We start from the raw sequence: 14,092 nt of genomic DNA on the forward strand, positions 1-14,092 counted from the left end.
TTACACGCGAAGGCAGTCGATCTGGCTGTCGACGATCTTGCGCCCTTCTTCCTGCAAGTCATAGGCGGACGGATCGGCCAGCCAGATCCTGATCAGGCCATCCATCATCGCCCACATGCCGAGCGCCGCCGCGCGCGGCGACGCATCCGGTTTCACATGCCCGCGCCGGATGCCGATGCGGATGCGGCTTTCGGCGCGCTCCATCCAGCGCTGGTGGCTTTGCAGCATCCGGTCGCGCGTCACCGACATCTCGCCGACCATTTCCAGCTTACGCGTGCAGATATCGAACATGCGCCGGATGTGCTCGTCCGTGGCCGTCAGGCGCAGCGACTCGCACATGCAGTCGCGCAGGTCGCCCAGCGGATCCTCGGTGTCTTCGCGGTCGAGCACCTGCATCGCCGTTTCCATCGGCATCTTGGCGCGCTCCATCAGCGCCGTAAACAGCGCCCCCTTGTCTTCGAAATGCCAATAGATCGCACCGCGCGTCACGCCGGCCGCGGTCGCGATATGCTGCAAAGTCGTTCCTGCCACGCCTTGCTGTTCGAATAACACCGCCGCCGCGTCCATGATGGCTTCGCGGGTTGCAAGTGCATCTTCTTTTGTACGTCTGACCATCAGGAACCTTAAAAAATCTGGAAGAGCTGTTCAACGCAGCTTACATACATTCATGATAGTATATTTGGATTCCACAGAATTACCAGCGTTTTCCCAGCGTGCGCACGCAGGGCGAATGCAACAGACCACCTGAACAAAAAGGACATCGTACAACATGCACTCCCTTCCACCTGCACCCCTGTCCAAGACACGCGCGGCTGCGGCTGCGCTCGCGCTCGTCGCGCTGCTGGCAGCCTGCGGCAAGAAAGACGCCGCTGCTCCCGGCGCCGGCGGCGGCATGCCGCCCCCAGAAGTGGGCGTGATTACCACCCAGTTCGAGCCGGTAGCGCTGGAGACTGAACTGCCGGGCCGCGTCGAACCGGTCCGCGTGGCCGAGGTGCGCGCCCGCGTCAACGGCGTGATCCTCAAGCGCCTGTTCACCGAAGGCAGCGAAGTCCGCGCCGGCCAGAGCCTGTTCCAGATCGACCCTGCCCCGTACCAGGCGCAGCTGCAAAGTGCGCAAGCCGCGCTGGGCCGCGCCGAAGCAAACCTGACCCAGACGCGAGCGCAGGCGGAACGCTACAAGCCGCTGGTGGAAGCAAAGGCGATCAGCCAGCAGGAATATGTAAACGCGGTCGCCGCCCAGAAGCAGTCGCAGGCCGATGTCGAAGCGGCGCGCGCGGCGTTGCGCATCGCCCAGCTCAATAGCGGCTACGCCAGCGTGCAGGCGCCGATCTCCGGCCGCATCGGCCGCGCGCTCGTCACCGAAGGCGCGCTGGTCAGCGCGGCCGAAGCCACGAAGCTCGCCACGATCCAGCAGACCAGCACCGTGTTCCTGAACTTCACCCAGTCCGCCACCGAGCTGCAGGCGCTGCGCCGCGCCGCCGGCACCCAGGCCAAGGATACGCCGGTCAGCATCATCATGGACGACGGCAGCGTGCTGCCGCAAAAAGGCAAGCTGCTGTTCTCGGACGTGACGGTCGACCCGACCTCCGGCCAGGTGCTGCTGCGCGCGACCGTGCCGAATCCGGACGGCCTGCTGCTGCCGGGCCAGTACGTGCGCGCGCGCCTGTCGCAAAAGACCCTGCCGTCGGCGATCCTGGTGCCGCAGCAGGCTGTCACGCGGGGTGGCACCGGCGATACGGTCAAAGTGGTCGGCGCCGACAACAAGCCAACGCCGCGCGAGGTCCAGATCTCGGGCGCGCACCATGGCAACTGGATCGTGACCGGCGGCCTGAAGGCCGGCGAGCGCGTGATGGTGGACGGCTTCCAGAAACTGATGATGGCGCCGCCCGGCACCCCGGTCAAGACCGTGGCCTGGACCGCTCCTGCCGCCAAGCCGGCAGCGCCTGCCGCCGCCAAATAAGAAGGACTGATTCATGGCCCGTTTTTTCATTGACCGCCCGATCTTCGCATGGGTGATCGCGCTGTTCATCATGGTGATGGGTGCGGTTGCCGCCACCCAGCTCCCCATTTCGCAATATCCCTCCGTCGCGCCGCCGTCGATCGTCGTCAGCGCGGCCTATCCCGGCGCGTCCGCTCAGACGCTGGAAGACGCCGTCATCAGCGTGATCGAACGCGAGATGAACGGCTCGCCCGGCCTGGTCTACACCGAATCGGTCAGCCAGGCTAACGGCACCGGCTCGCTGACGCTGACCTTCGAATCCGGCACCAACGAGGAGCTGGCGCAGGTGGACGTGCAGAACCGCCTGAGCCGCGCGGCCCCGCGCCTGCCGGCCGCGGTGAACCAGCAAGGCGTGCGCGTGGACCGTGCGCGCGCGAACTTCCTGATGTTTATCACCGTCTCGTCGACCAATCCCAAGTTCGACCCGATCGCGCTGGGCGACTATGTCTCGCGCAACGTGCTGCCTGAAATCCAGCGCGTGCCCGGCGTGGGCCAGGCGCAGCTGTTCGGCACCGAGCGCGCGATGCGCATCTGGATCGACCCGGCCAAGCTGGTCGGCTTCAACCTGACCCCGGCCGATGTCAACGCGGCGATTCGTTCGCAGAACGCCCAGGTGGCGTCCGGCGCGATCGGCGACCTGCCGCTGCAGAAAGGCCAATCCATCACGGCGACCGTCGTGGTGCAGGGCCAGCTAAACTCCGTCGAGCAGTTCGGCGACATCGTCCTGCGCGCCAATCCGGACGGCTCCACCGTGCGCCTGCGCGACGTGGCCCGCATCGAACTGGGCGGCGCCAGCTACGGCACCTCCGCGCGTATCGGCGGCAAGCCGACCACCGGTATGGGCATCCAGCTGTCGTCCTCCGGCAATGCGCTGGAAACGGCGACCGCGATCCGCGAGCGCATGGCCGAACTGGCCAAGTACTTCCCGGAAGGCGTGTCGTGGAGCGATCCGTTCGACAGCTCGCAGTTCGTCGACATCTCGATCAGGCAGGTCGTGACCACCCTGGTCGAAGCGGTGATCCTGGTGTTCCTGGTGATGTTCCTGTTCCTGCAGAATTTCCGCTACACGATCATACCGACCATCGTGGTGCCGGTCGCCCTGCTCGGCTCCCTGGCTACCCTGCTCGCTCTGGGCTTCTCGATCAACGTGCTGACCATGTTCGGCATGGTGCTGGTGATCGGCATCGTGGTCGACGACGCGATCGTCGTGGTCGAGAACGTGGAGCGCATCATGACCGAGGAAGGGCTGCCGCCGTTGCAGGCAACCCGCAAGGCGATGGGCCAGATCTCGGGCGCCATCATCGGCGTGACCATCGTGCTGATCTCGGTGTTCGTGCCGCTCGCCTTCTTCGGCGGCGCGGTCGGCAACATCTACCGCCAGTTCTCGGCGGTGATGGTGTCCTCGATCGCGTTCTCGGCCTTCATGGCGCTGTCGCTCACGCCTGCGCTGTGCGCCCACCTGCTCAAGCCGGTGGAAAAAGGCCACCACATGGACAAGCGCGGCTTCTTCGGCTGGTTCAACCGCAAGTTCGAAGTCACGTCCGACCGCTACCAGGGCTGGGTCGCCAAGTCGCTCAAGCGCATGGGCCGCATGATGGTCGTGTTCGCGGTGATGATCGGCGCGGTCGTGCTGCTCTTCACCCGCATGCCTGGCTCGTTCCTGCCGAACGAAGACCAGGGCTACCTGATCGCCAGCTTCCAGCTGCCTCCGGGCGCAACCCTGGAACGCACGCAGCGCGCGCTGCTCCAGGCCGAGGAGTACATCCTCAAGCAACCGGAAGTCAAGACGATGGCCGGCGTGGTCGGCTTCAGCTTCTTCGGCCAGGGCCAGAACGCGGCGCTCGGCTTCATCCCGCTCAAGCCGTGGGATGAGCGCAAGGGTCCGGGCCAGGATGCGCAGTCACTGGCCGGCCGCATGACCGGCCACCTGATGGGCATCCGCGACGCCTTCATCTTCGTGGTGAGCCCGCCGCCGATCCCGGAACTGGGCAGCAGCACCGGCTTCTCGTTCCGCCTGCAGGACCGTGGTGGCCTCGGCCGCGAAGCGCTGCTGAACGCGCGTAACCAGCTGCTCGGCATGGCATCGCAAAGCAAGGTGCTGGCGGGCGTGCGTCCGGAAGGCCTGGAAGACGCGCCGCAGCTCCAGCTCGACATCGACCGCGACAAGGCCAATGCGCTTGGCGTCACCTTCGAGTCGATCAACGCCGCGATCTCCACCACGCTCGGCTCGGCCTACGTGAACGACTTCCCGAACGCGGGACGCCTGCAGCGCGTGATCGTGCAGGCCGACGCGCCGGCCCGCATGCAGCCGGAAGACATTCTGCACCTGAACGCGATGAACAGCCGCGGCCAGCAGGTGCCGCTGTCGGCCTTCGCCACCACGCGCTGGGTCACCGGGCCGATGCAGACCGTGCGTTACAACGGCTATCCGTCGATCCGCATCGCGGGCGACGCGGCGCCGGGCTTCAGCACCGGCGACGCGCTGGCCGAGATGGAAGCACTGGCAGCCAAGCTGCCGCCAGGCTTCGGCTTCGAGTGGACCGGCCAGTCGCGCGAGGAAAAGCTGTCCGGTTCCACCGTGGTGATCCTGATGGCGTTCTCGCTGCTGGCGGTGTTCCTGTCGCTGGCCGCGCTGTACGAGAGCTGGTCGATCCCGGCATCGGTGATGCTGGTGGTGCCGCTGGGGGTGATGGGCGCGCTGCTTGCGGCGACCATGCGGGGCTTCCCGAACGACGTGTACTTCAAGGTCGGCCTGATCACGATCATCGGCCTGGGCGCGAAGAACGCGGTCCTGATCATCGAATTCGCGAAAGACCTGCAGGCGCAGGGCATGTCCGCAGTGGACGCGGCGATCCAGGCCGCCCGCCTGCGCTTCCGCCCGATCCTGATGACCTCGCTCGCCTTCATCCTCGGCGTGCTGCCGCTGGTGATCGCCAGCGGCGCGGGTTCGGCCAGCCAGCGCGCGATCGGCACCGGCGTCATGGGCGGCATGATCTTTGCGACGGCGCTCGGCGTGTTCTTCGTGCCGGTGTTCTTCGTCCTGGTCAGGTCCATTTTCAAGGGCAGCGAGCGTCAGCGCAAAAGGTACGCGCATGAAGACGACGCCGCTCCAGCAGCAGAGGTAAAACATGATTAAACGCTTTGCACTCACGCCGCTGGCGGCAGCGCTGCTGCTGTCCGGCTGCGTCTCGATGGCGCCGAAGTACGAGCGTCCGGCGGCGCCGGTCGCAGCCAGCTTCCTGGTCAGCACCGCCGCCGGCGAAGCGGCATCGGCGATCGAATGGCAGCGCTACTTCGGTGACGCTCGCCTGCAGGAACTGGTGCGCCTGGCCCTGGCCAACAACCGCGACCTGCGCGTAGCCGTGCTCAATATCGAGCAGGCGCGCGCGCAGTTCCGCATTACGCGCGCCGACCGGCTGCCGACCCTCGGCCTGCAGGCCACCGGCAACCGGGTCAGCAACGACAACGAGGACCTCAGCAGCTTGTACAGCGTCGGCCTGGGCGTCAGCGCATTCGAGCTGGACCTGTTCGGACGGGTGAAGAGCCTGTCCGACGCCGCACTGGCCCAGTACCTCGCGACCGGGGAAGCGCGCCGCGCGGTGCAGGTCAGCCTGGTCGCGTCCGTCGCCAATGCCTACCTGGCCACGCTGGCGGACGACGAACTGCTCGCGCTGACCCAGCGCACGCTGACCACCCGCGAGGAATCGTTCAAGCTGGTGAAACTGCGCTTCGATAATGGCGTGATATCGGCGCTGGACCTGGAGCAGGCCCGTTCCCTGGTGGAGACGGCGCGCGTCTCGCTGGCGCAGCAGCAGCGCCAGCGCGCGGCCGACTTCAACCTCCTAACGCTGCTGGTCGGCCAGCCGCTGCCGGCCACGCTGCCTGCGGCTGCAACCCTGTACGACATGCGTTTGGCGGACCTGCCTGCCGGCCTGCCGTCAGACCTGCTGGCGTCGCGGCCCGACATCCGCGCGGCGGAGCAGCAGCTGATCGCGGCCAACGCCAACATCGGCGCCGCGCGCGCGAACTTCTTCCCGCGCATCTCGCTGACGGCGGCGGCGGGATCGACCAGCAGCGAGCTGTCGGGCCTGTTCTCGGGAGGGTCGTTCGGCTGGACCTTCGCGCCGCAGCTGGTGCTGCCACTGTTCGACACCGGCCGCAACATCGCGATCCTCGGTTCGGCCAAGGCCGGCCGCGACATCGCGGTAGCGCAATACGAAAAAGCGATCCAGACCGCATTCAGGGAAGTATCGGACGCGCTGGCAGGACAGGCGACGTTTGCCGAGCAGGTGCGCGCACAGCGCGCGGTGGCGGGAGCGGAGGCCGAGCGCTTCCGCCTGGCCGAGCTGCGCTACCAGAACGGCGTAGCGAGCTACCTGGACTACCTCGATGCGCAGCGTTCGCTGTTCATCGCGCAGCAGGCGGCGATTCAGGCCAACCTGCAGCGGCTGCAGAACCAGGTCACGCTATACCGCGTGCTGGGCGGCGGCGACCTGACGGCAGGCCGCTAGCCCCCTGACGCAAACAAAAAAACGTCGCGCCCGCAAGGGCCGCGACGTTGACCCGGGGACTGTCCCCGTAGGGGACTGTCCCCTGATCTTTAGCCTGCCCAACCACTGCGCGTGCTAAAGATCCAGGGACGGTCCCCTGCGGGGACAGTCCCTACGACTTAGAGGAACATCTGCTGGAGGTCGTTGAGGAAGCGCTGGCCCAGCTCCGTCGGCCGGATCAGCTTATGGTCGCGGTACAGCAGCCCCTTGGCCTCGGCGGCATTGAGCGCCTTGTCGATCGCGTTGATGCCGAGACCCGTGCGCTCGCCGAACAGGTTCGGATCGAACCCGTCCACCAGCCGCAACGCGTTGAGCATGAATTCGAAGCCCATCTCGTCGCGCCCGATCTCGCGTTCTTCCTGCACCGCATTGCCGCGCCGCGCGTTCTCGATGAACGACCCCGGCTGCTTGTAGCGCGCCTGCCGCAGCACCCGGTGCGGGAACGACAGCTTGGAGTGCGCGCCCGCGCCAATGCCCAGGTAGTCGCCAAACTCCCAGTAATTCAGGTTGTGCCGCGCGCGCCGCCCCGGCTGCGCATAGGCCGACACTTCGTAATGCTGGAACCCCGCCTGTGCGGTGCGCTCAGCGATCATGTCCTGCATGTCCGCGCTGGTGTCGTCGTCCGGCAGCTGCGGCGGATACTTTGCGAACACCGTGTTCGGCTCCATCGTCAGGTGGTACAGCGACAGGTGCGGAGGCGCGAACGCCAGCGCGGTGTCGAGGTCCTGCTGCGCCTCGGCCAGCGTCTGCGACGGCAGCGCGTACATCAGGTCCAGGTTGAAGTTGTCGAAGTTCTTGTGCGCGATCTCCACCGCACGGCGCGCCTCGTCGCCATTGTGGATGCGACCCAGCGCTTCCAGGTGCTGGTGGTTGAAGCTCTGGATGCCGATCGACAGGCGGTTCACGCCGCTCTCGCGGTAGGAGCGGAACTTGTCCTGCTCGAAGGTGCCCGGGTTGGCTTCCATCGTGATCTCGCAATCGAGGTCGAGCGGCAGCAGCGTGCGCACGTCCGACAGCAGGCGGTCGAGGCCCTTCGCGGACATCAGGCTCGGCGTACCGCCGCCGATGAAGATGGTGTATACCTTGCGGCCCCAGATCAGCGGCAGCGACTGCTCCAGGTCGAGGCGCACCGCGTCGAGGTACTCCTCTTCCGGGAACGCGCCGCCCTTCGCTTCGTGCGAATTGAAGTCGCAATACGGGCACTTGCGCACGCACCACGGAAAGTGGATGTACAGCGACAGCGGCGGCAGAGCCGCCAGGTTCAGGCTGCCCGGCTGCAGGTATTGCAGCGCGGCCGATGCGGGCGAGCGCGGTTCGGTGGCGCCCAGCGCGCCGACGGGCTTAATCGGGATCATGTCAGCTTGGCGACCAGCGCGCGCAGGGCCTGGCCGCGGTGCGAGATGGCATTCTTCTCTTGCGGCGACAGCTCCGCCGCAGTCTTGCCGAGCGACGGCAGCAGGAAATACGGATCGTAGCCAAAGCCATTGCTGCCGCGCGGCTGGGCGATGATCTCGCCATGCCAGGCGCCGTCCGCGATGACCGGCTGCGGATCGTCCGCGTGGCGCACGTACACCAGCACGCAGTAGTAGTAGGCCGACTTGTCGGCATGCGCAGCGAGGTCGGCGATCACCTTCTCGTTATTGCGCGCGTCCGATTTCGGCTCGCCCGCATAGCGTGCCGAGTACACGCCCGGTGCTCCGCCGAGCGCGTTGACGCATACGCCGGAGTCGTCGGCCAGCGCCGGCAGGCCGGTCAGGCGCGACGCGTGGCGCGCCTTGGCCAGTGCATTTTCGACAAAGGTGGCAAATGGCTCTTCCGCTTCCGGAACGTTGAATTCGCCCTGCGTGTGCAGTTCGAAGCCGATCGGGCCGAGCAGTTCGCTGAATTCTTTGAGTTTGCCTGCGTTGTTCGAGGCGAGGATAAGGCGCTGTGTCATCCCGCCATTTTACCGCGACAGGCTCAAGCAGGTGCGGGCCGACCTTTCGCAAATATGGTCTAAGCTGAGGGAATACGTCGCTCACGCCCCGGTCTAATGTCGAGATCACATCGAAAGGCTGAGCCATGGAATCCGATTTTCGTCACGAGGTGGACGCTAAGCTCGACGCACATCAGGCGAGACTAGCCCAATGACTCATGGAACACAGAAACGACACCAACCTGATCCTTGACGGCTTCAGAAACGAAACGGCTGAAATCAAAACAGAGATGCGCGTCCAGTTCGCCAGGATCGATGCGCGTTTCGACTGCATCCAATCCGAACTGAATTCGATCCGGGCCGACTTCAACGCACGCCTGGACAGCGGGATCGCACATGTGGTCAAGTGGGTCATCGGCCTGGTTGGCGGCGCGATGATCAGCTTTATTACCGTCGTTACCTTCGTGCTGAACAATGCGCCTTGATTAAGTCGCCGTGCCATCCGCGACGGGCTCAACTACGTGCAGGCTGACCTTTCGCAAAAATAGTCTAATCTGAAGGAATCCAGTGCTTGCTAAGGGGTCTAAACGACAGACCATACGGAAGGGGCAAGCGATGGAATCCGATTTTCGAAAGGAAATGGACGCAAGACTCGACGCTACCCAGGCGCAAGTCGCGCAGAAGCTCATGGAACACACACGCGAAACAAACGCGATCATCGATTCATTTCGACAGGAAGCTCAACAGTTTCGTTCAGAACTCGCGGACATGAAAGTCGAAATGCGAGTTCAGTTCGCGAAAATCGACGCGCGCTTCGACTCGATGCAAGCAACGATGGAGCGTGCCATCGCCGAGGTTGTCAAATGGGCTGTCGGATTATTTATCGCCGCGATGATCGCTTTCCTTACCGTCATCACATTTGTGCTCAACCACGCGTCCTGATTACAGCCCCAGTGCCTTCTTCTGCATGACCACCAGCTCCGCAATGCCGGCTTGCGCCAGGTCGAGCAGGCGATCCATCACCACGCGGTCGAATGCCGCGCCTTCTGCAGTGCCCTGCACTTCGATGAAGTGTCCCGATTCGGTCATCACCACGTTCATGTCGGTGTCGCAGGCCGAATCTTCCGGGTAGTCCAGGTCGATCACCGGCATGCCATCGTACACGCCGACCGAGATCGCGGCGACGAAGTGGCGCAGCGGGATCGCATCGATCAGCCCACGCTCCTTCAGCTTGGCGAACGCATCGTACGCAGCGACCATCGCGCCGGTGATCGATGCGGTGCGCGTGCCGCCGTCGGCCTGGATCACGTCGCAGTCCAGGTGCAGAGTGCGCTCGCCGAATGCCTCCAGGTCGAACGCGGCGCGCAGCGAACGGCCGATCAGGCGCTGGATCTCCTGCGTGCGGCCGCTCTGCTTGCCCCTGGCGGCTTCACGGTCCATGCGCGTGTGCGTGGAGCGCGGCAGCATGCCGTATTCCGCGGTCAGCCAGCCCTGCCCTTTCCCCTTCAAAAAGCCCGGCACCTTGTCCTCGATGCTGGCAGTGCAGATCACCCTGGTGTCGCCGAATTCGATCAGCACCGAGCCTTCCGCATGCTTCGTGAAGTCGCGTGTCATGGTCACGTTGCGCAGCTGGTCCACCAGGCGTCCGCTTGGGCGGGATGGGATGGTCATGGGGGTCTAGCCTTTCAGTATCTGGGATGATTTTTCGATGGCGCCGCGGATCTCCGCGATCGCCTTTTCAATTTCGTCTTCGTCGAACGCGTCCGACGGCTCGTGCTCAGGTGCCGCCGGTTCAGCGATGGTCGTGTTCACAGAATCCTCGGGCATCATCTGGGTCGAGATGATCGAGTCCGCCATCGCGGTTGGCGTGGCGTCGCCCACCGGACTGCCCTGCCACATGATGGCGAGCGCGGTCGTGTTGTCGCTTTTCGGTCCCGCGATTGCCGTGGCCTTGCCGAGCATGTCCGGCACTGCGCGCACGATGGTGCTGGTGCTAAGCGTATGCGCGATCTCGTCGTCCGGCAGCATCGACCACAGGCCGTCGGAGCACAGCATCAGCACGTCGCCCGGCAGCAGGCTGGCCTGGCGCGAGACATCGACCTTCGGCAGCGCGGACGCGCCGAGGCAGTTATAGAGCTTGTTGCGGTCCGGGTGCGTCGCGCGTTCGGCCGGCGCGACCTCGCCCTTGGCGATCAGGTGTTCGATGTGCGAATGGTCGCGCGTGCGCGCCAGCACCTGGCCGCGCCGGACCCAGTACAGCCGCGAGTCGCCGCAGTGCGCCCAGATCGCCATATTGTGCTGGACCAGGCAGGCCACCACGGTCGTGCGCGGCGTGTCGGGAAGATTGTGCACGGCGCTGTAGCGGTGGATCTCCTGGTGCGCCGCCAGCAGCGCCTCTTCCAGGAAGCGCTCGGGCTTGCGCACGTACGGGGCCGCCTGCTTCTGGAACATCTCCGACAGCGTCTGCAGCGTGATGGCAGCGGCAACCTCGCCGCGCAGGTGGCCGCCCATGCCGTCGGCCAGCACCAGCAGCAGGGCGTCGCGCGTGTAGCTGTAGCCCATGCGGTCCTGGTTGACCTTGCGCCCGCCGATGTGGCTCTCCTGGTAGACCGAAAATTGCATGGATCCTTACTCCGCCTTGCGCCCGCCGATGCCGCCGAAGCGGCCCAGCGCACGGGTGAATTTCTGCAGCACGCCGTCGGGCTGGGGAACTGGCGGCGGCGTGTTCAGCTCCTTCTGCAGCGCGAACAGGCTGTGCGGGCGCTTTTCGGGATCCAGTTCCAGGCACCAGCGCACCATGCGCACCAGGTCGTGCGAGTAGTTCTGCGCGAGCTTGTCGAACTGTTCGCCCATCTTGTCCTGCTGCGCGCGCTCGTTGGCCGGCTGCGGCGGCGCGCCGCACATGCAGGCGTACATCGACGCGCCGATGCTGTAGATGTCCGACCAGGGACCCAGGGTCACGGCCTTGGAATACAGCTCCGGCGGCGCGAAGCCGGGCGTGTACATCGGCCGCAGCTTGGGTACTTCGTTGTTAAAGCTCTGGCGCGCGGCGCCGAAGTCCAGCAGGATCGGCGTGCCGTCGGAGCGCAGGTAGATATTGGCTGGCTTGAGGTCAAGGTGCAGCAGCTTGTTGGCGTGGACTTCGCGCAGCCCGCTGCACACGCCCACGAAGGCCTGGCGGATGAAGGCCTCGCCCATGCGGCTGCCCTTGCGCGCCAGCTGCGCCACGTGCTCCTGCAGCGAGTGGCCCGATTCGTAGGCCATCACCATGTATACCGTCTCGTTCGCGCGGAAGAAATTCAGCACCCGCACCACGTTCGGGTGCGAGATCAGCGCCAACGCGCGCCCCTCTTCAAAGAAGCACTTCAGGCCGATGCGGAACACCGGCAGGTTGGGTTTGGAGATGACCGGCGCGAGTTCGCCCGGCTGGCGCAGTGCAAGCGCGCTGGGCAGGTATTCCTTGATCGCGACCGCATTGCCGTCCTCGTCATATGCAAGGTAAACAATACTGAACCCGCCCGACGCAATTTTCTTTACAATGCGATATCCCGCGATCTCCAGCCCTTCGGGCAAGGGTGCGTTATTTTGTGCTGCCATTCTGGGTTCCTTGCGTAACACGGCGATTGTGTGGATAAATCACTGCTTTGTAAAGAAAAGATCAAAAACAAACGGGGACTCCATTGAGCATTTCAAGCATGACCGGTTATGCGGTGGCGACCAGCGAAAGCGCGGTTGGCACCCTCACGATTGAGATCAAGAGCGTCAACTCGCGATTCCTCGACCTCCAGTTCCGCATCAACGACGACTTGCGCGCGCTCGAACCTGACCTGCGTTCGGCGATCATGGCGGCTATCACCCGGGGCAAAGTGGAAGTGCGCCTGTCGTTCGGCCGCAAGGTCGCGGGCGGGTCGCAGGCACTCAACACCGGCATGCTGGAAGATCTCGCGCGCCTGCAGGCGGAAGTGTCCAGGCACTTCGTGTCCGCGCCGACCATGACCGTGGCCGAGCTGCTGCGCTGGCCGGGCGTGATCGAGGAGGCCCAGGTGGGACAGGAATCGCTGCAGGCCGACGTGGCAGCCCTCACCAGCCGCACCGTGGCCGCGTTCGTGGAGAGCCGCAAGCGCGAAGGCGCGGCGCTCGAAGCCATGCTCCTCGCGCGTATCGATGCGATGGAAGACATTGTCAGGCGCATCACACCGCTGATCCCGCAGGTCGTCAGCCAGTTCCAGCAGAAGGCCGTGGAACGCATGCAGGACGCGCTGGGCCTGGCCGGCCACGGCGGCGCCAGCACCCTCACGCGCCAGGAAGTCATGGAGCGCATCCGCCAGGAAGTCACGCTGTACGGCATCCGCATCGACGTCGCCGAGGAACTCTCGCGCCTGTCCGCACACCTGACCGAGACGCGCCACATCCTCAAGAAGGGCGGCCAGGTCGGCAAGCGCCTCGACTTCATGATGCAGGAACTGAACCGCGAAGCGAACACGCTCGGCGCCAAGGCCGCCGTCAAGGAACTGGCCGACGCGTCGATGGAGCTCAAGCTACTGATCGAACAGATGCGCGAGCAAGTCCAAAACCTCGAATAACCCGAAATGGGGACAGACCCCGAAATGGGGACAGACCCCATTTTCGAAATGGGGTCTGTCCCCATTAAAATCTAAAGGATTTACTGAGATGTCTACTCCTTCCCTCACCAGCATGTCCGGCAGCCTGTTCGTCGTCGCCGCGCCGTCCGGCGCGGGCAAATCGACCCTGGTCAATGCGCTGCTGGCGCAGGAGCCGGCGATCAAGCTGTCGATTTCCACCACCACGCGCCAGCCGCGTCCGGGCGAGGTGGACGGCCGCGAGTACCACTTCACGACCGCCGAGGATTTCGTCGCGCGCGCGGAAAAAGGCGAGTTCCTGGAATGGGCCGAGGTGCACGGCAATTACTACGGCACTTCGCGCGTGATGGTCGAGAACCAGATGACGGCCGGCACCGATATCCTGCTGGAGATCGACTGGCAGGGCGCGCGCCAGGTGCGCGAGCTGTTCCCGCAGGCCGCCTTCATCTTCATCCTGCCGCCCTCGATCGCGGCGCTGGAGGAGCGTCTGCACAAGCGCGGCACCGACGAGCCGCACATCATTACGCGGCGCCTGCTGGCCGCCGGCGGCGAGATGGCTCACGCTCCGGACTTCGACTATGTTATTATCAACGAGAATTTTAACGTCGCCCTCGAAGAAATGAGGTCGATCGTCAAAGCGACGCGCTGCCGATTTGCCAAGCAAATGGCCCGTAATGCCTCGCTGTTTGCCCAGTTGGGTATCCACGCTCAGTAAAAAACCACTCCAAGGATTGAAGCCATGGCCCGTATTACTATTGAAGATTGCCTGAAACAGGTTCCGAACCGCTTCCAGCTGACCCTGGCCGCAACCTACCGCGCACGCCAGCTGCTGCAGGGCCACACCCCGAAGGTCGACGCCAAGGACAAGGCGACCGTCGTGGCGCTGCGCGAAATCGCCGCCGGCAAGGTTGGCCTGGAAATGCTGAAAAAAGTGCCAATGTAATTCCCAGGGGACTGTCCCCGGCGGCGCCAGCGCGGCAGCCGGGGACGGCAATCACGCCTCGGCGCCTTCCGGGACGCCCCTCAA

At 64.8% G+C, this 14,092-nt stretch carries 14 protein-coding genes; 8 read left to right on the forward strand and 6 right to left on the reverse strand.

Going from position 1 to position 14,092, the window contains the following annotated elements:
- Complete coding sequence (locus ACFSQR_RS07540; protein WP_377729068.1) at positions 1–615, reverse strand: TetR family transcriptional regulator; 615 nt, start codon at positions 613–615, stop codon at positions 1–3.
- A 154-nt stretch (positions 616–769) separates the two neighbouring features.
- Between ACFSQR_RS07540 and ACFSQR_RS07545 the strand changes: the two genes are divergently transcribed.
- Genes ACFSQR_RS07545 through ACFSQR_RS07555 form a run of 3 tightly spaced genes read left to right on the forward strand, consistent with a single transcriptional unit; the run spans position 770 to position 6,510 of the window.
- A complete protein-coding gene (locus ACFSQR_RS07545; protein WP_377729069.1) occupies positions 770–1,960 on the forward strand; it encodes an efflux RND transporter periplasmic adaptor subunit in 1,191 nt (396 codons plus the stop codon).
- A gap of 13 nt (positions 1,961–1,973) precedes the next feature.
- Positions 1,974–5,135 carry an efflux RND transporter permease subunit gene (locus ACFSQR_RS07550; protein ID WP_377729070.1) on the forward strand — a complete coding sequence of 1,054 codons (3,162 nt, stop codon included), beginning with the start codon at positions 1,974–1,976 and terminating at the stop codon, positions 5,133–5,135.
- The gene (locus ACFSQR_RS07555) at positions 5,128–6,510 is read left to right on the forward strand and encodes an efflux transporter outer membrane subunit (RefSeq protein ID WP_377729071.1); all 1,383 of its coding nucleotides are present in this window, start codon (positions 5,128–5,130) and stop codon (positions 6,508–6,510) included. Before ACFSQR_RS07550 ends, ACFSQR_RS07555 begins: the two co-directional genes overlap by 8 nt.
- Positions 6,511–6,668: 158 nt before the next feature.
- Here the strand turns inward: ACFSQR_RS07555 and hemW are convergent, their stop codons facing one another.
- Positions 6,669–7,904 carry a radical SAM family heme chaperone HemW gene (hemW, locus tag ACFSQR_RS07560; protein ID WP_377729072.1) on the reverse strand — a complete coding sequence of 412 codons (1,236 nt, stop codon included), beginning with the start codon at positions 7,902–7,904 and terminating at the stop codon, positions 6,669–6,671.
- Positions 7,901–8,485: an RdgB/HAM1 family non-canonical purine NTP pyrophosphatase gene (rdgB, locus tag ACFSQR_RS07565; protein WP_377729073.1), complete on the reverse strand. Its 585-nt coding sequence runs from the start codon at positions 8,483–8,485 to the stop codon at positions 7,901–7,903. Before rdgB ends, hemW begins: the two co-directional genes overlap by 4 nt.
- 197 nt (positions 8,486–8,682) lie before the next feature.
- Between rdgB and ACFSQR_RS07570 the strand changes: the two genes are divergently transcribed.
- Positions 8,683–8,949 (forward strand): hypothetical protein, encoded by a 267-nt coding sequence (locus ACFSQR_RS07570; RefSeq protein WP_377729074.1) that lies wholly within the window; start codon positions 8,683–8,685, stop codon positions 8,947–8,949.
- A 130-nt stretch (positions 8,950–9,079) separates the two neighbouring features.
- Positions 9,080–9,406 carry a hypothetical protein gene (locus ACFSQR_RS07575; protein ID WP_377729075.1) on the forward strand — a complete coding sequence of 109 codons (327 nt, stop codon included), beginning with the start codon at positions 9,080–9,082 and terminating at the stop codon, positions 9,404–9,406.
- On the opposite strand, the gene rph is transcribed toward ACFSQR_RS07575, so the two are convergent.
- From rph to ACFSQR_RS07590, 3 genes are read right to left on the reverse strand one after another with little or no spacing between them, the layout of a single operon-like run.
- Positions 9,407–10,135 (reverse strand): ribonuclease PH, encoded by a 729-nt coding sequence (gene rph / locus ACFSQR_RS07580; protein WP_377729076.1) that lies wholly within the window; start codon positions 10,133–10,135, stop codon positions 9,407–9,409.
- 6 nt (positions 10,136–10,141) lie between these two features.
- Entirely contained in the window at positions 10,142–11,086 is a 945-nt protein-coding gene (locus ACFSQR_RS07585; RefSeq protein ID WP_377729077.1) for a PP2C family protein-serine/threonine phosphatase, read from the reverse strand.
- Between the two features lie 6 nt (positions 11,087–11,092).
- Complete coding sequence (locus ACFSQR_RS07590; protein WP_377729078.1) at positions 11,093–12,061, reverse strand: serine/threonine protein kinase; 969 nt, start codon at positions 12,059–12,061, stop codon at positions 11,093–11,095.
- Positions 12,062–12,159: 98 nt separating this feature from the next.
- Between ACFSQR_RS07590 and ACFSQR_RS07595 the strand changes: the two genes are divergently transcribed.
- The 3 genes from ACFSQR_RS07595 to rpoZ all read left to right on the forward strand — a co-directional run bounded on the left by ACFSQR_RS07595 (position 12,160) and on the right by rpoZ (position 14,008).
- A complete protein-coding gene (locus tag ACFSQR_RS07595) occupies positions 12,160–13,047 on the forward strand; it encodes a YicC/YloC family endoribonuclease (protein WP_377729079.1) in 888 nt (295 codons plus the stop codon).
- A gap of 88 nt (positions 13,048–13,135) precedes the next feature.
- Positions 13,136–13,780, forward strand: coding sequence for a guanylate kinase (gmk, locus tag ACFSQR_RS07600; RefSeq protein WP_377729080.1), 645 nt, complete (start codon positions 13,136–13,138; stop codon positions 13,778–13,780).
- A gap of 24 nt (positions 13,781–13,804) precedes the next feature.
- Entirely contained in the window at positions 13,805–14,008 is a 204-nt protein-coding gene (gene rpoZ, locus ACFSQR_RS07605) for a DNA-directed RNA polymerase subunit omega (protein WP_377729081.1), read from the forward strand.
- The last annotated feature ends 84 nt before the right edge of the window (positions 14,009–14,092 follow it).

The sequence above is a fragment of the Pseudoduganella sp. GCM10020061 genome (genome assembly GCF_042683405.1).
GTDB lineage: Bacteria > Pseudomonadota > Gammaproteobacteria > Burkholderiales > Burkholderiaceae_D > Telluria.

Coding starts and splice junctions, on each gene's coding strand:
- rpoZ (WP_377729081.1), top strand. CDS start 13,805: ATGGCCCGTATTACTATTGAAGATTGCCTGAAACAGGTTCCGAACCGC.
- rdgB (WP_377729073.1), bottom strand. CDS start 8,485: ATGACACAGCGCCTTATCCTCGCCTCGAACAACGCAGGCAAACTCAAA.
- ACFSQR_RS07545 (WP_377729069.1), top strand. CDS start 770: ATGCACTCCCTTCCACCTGCACCCCTGTCCAAGACACGCGCGGCTGCG.
- ACFSQR_RS07540 (WP_377729068.1), bottom strand. CDS start 615: ATGGTCAGACGTACAAAAGAAGATGCACTTGCAACCCGCGAAGCCATC.
- ACFSQR_RS07555 (WP_377729071.1), top strand. CDS start 5,128: ATGATTAAACGCTTTGCACTCACGCCGCTGGCGGCAGCGCTGCTGCTG.
- hemW (WP_377729072.1), bottom strand. CDS start 7,904: ATGATCCCGATTAAGCCCGTCGGCGCGCTGGGCGCCACCGAACCGCGC.
- gmk (WP_377729080.1), top strand. CDS start 13,136: ATGTCTACTCCTTCCCTCACCAGCATGTCCGGCAGCCTGTTCGTCGTC.
- ACFSQR_RS07590 (WP_377729078.1), bottom strand. CDS start 12,061: ATGGCAGCACAAAATAACGCACCCTTGCCCGAAGGGCTGGAGATCGCG.
- ACFSQR_RS07585 (WP_377729077.1), bottom strand. CDS start 11,086: ATGCAATTTTCGGTCTACCAGGAGAGCCACATCGGCGGGCGCAAGGTC.
- ACFSQR_RS07595 (WP_377729079.1), top strand. CDS start 12,160: ATGACCGGTTATGCGGTGGCGACCAGCGAAAGCGCGGTTGGCACCCTC.
- ACFSQR_RS07575 (WP_377729075.1), top strand. CDS start 9,080: ATGGAATCCGATTTTCGAAAGGAAATGGACGCAAGACTCGACGCTACC.
- rph (WP_377729076.1), bottom strand. CDS start 10,135: ATGACCATCCCATCCCGCCCAAGCGGACGCCTGGTGGACCAGCTGCGC.
- ACFSQR_RS07550 (WP_377729070.1), top strand. CDS start 1,974: ATGGCCCGTTTTTTCATTGACCGCCCGATCTTCGCATGGGTGATCGCG.
- ACFSQR_RS07570 (WP_377729074.1), top strand. CDS start 8,683: ATGGAACACAGAAACGACACCAACCTGATCCTTGACGGCTTCAGAAAC.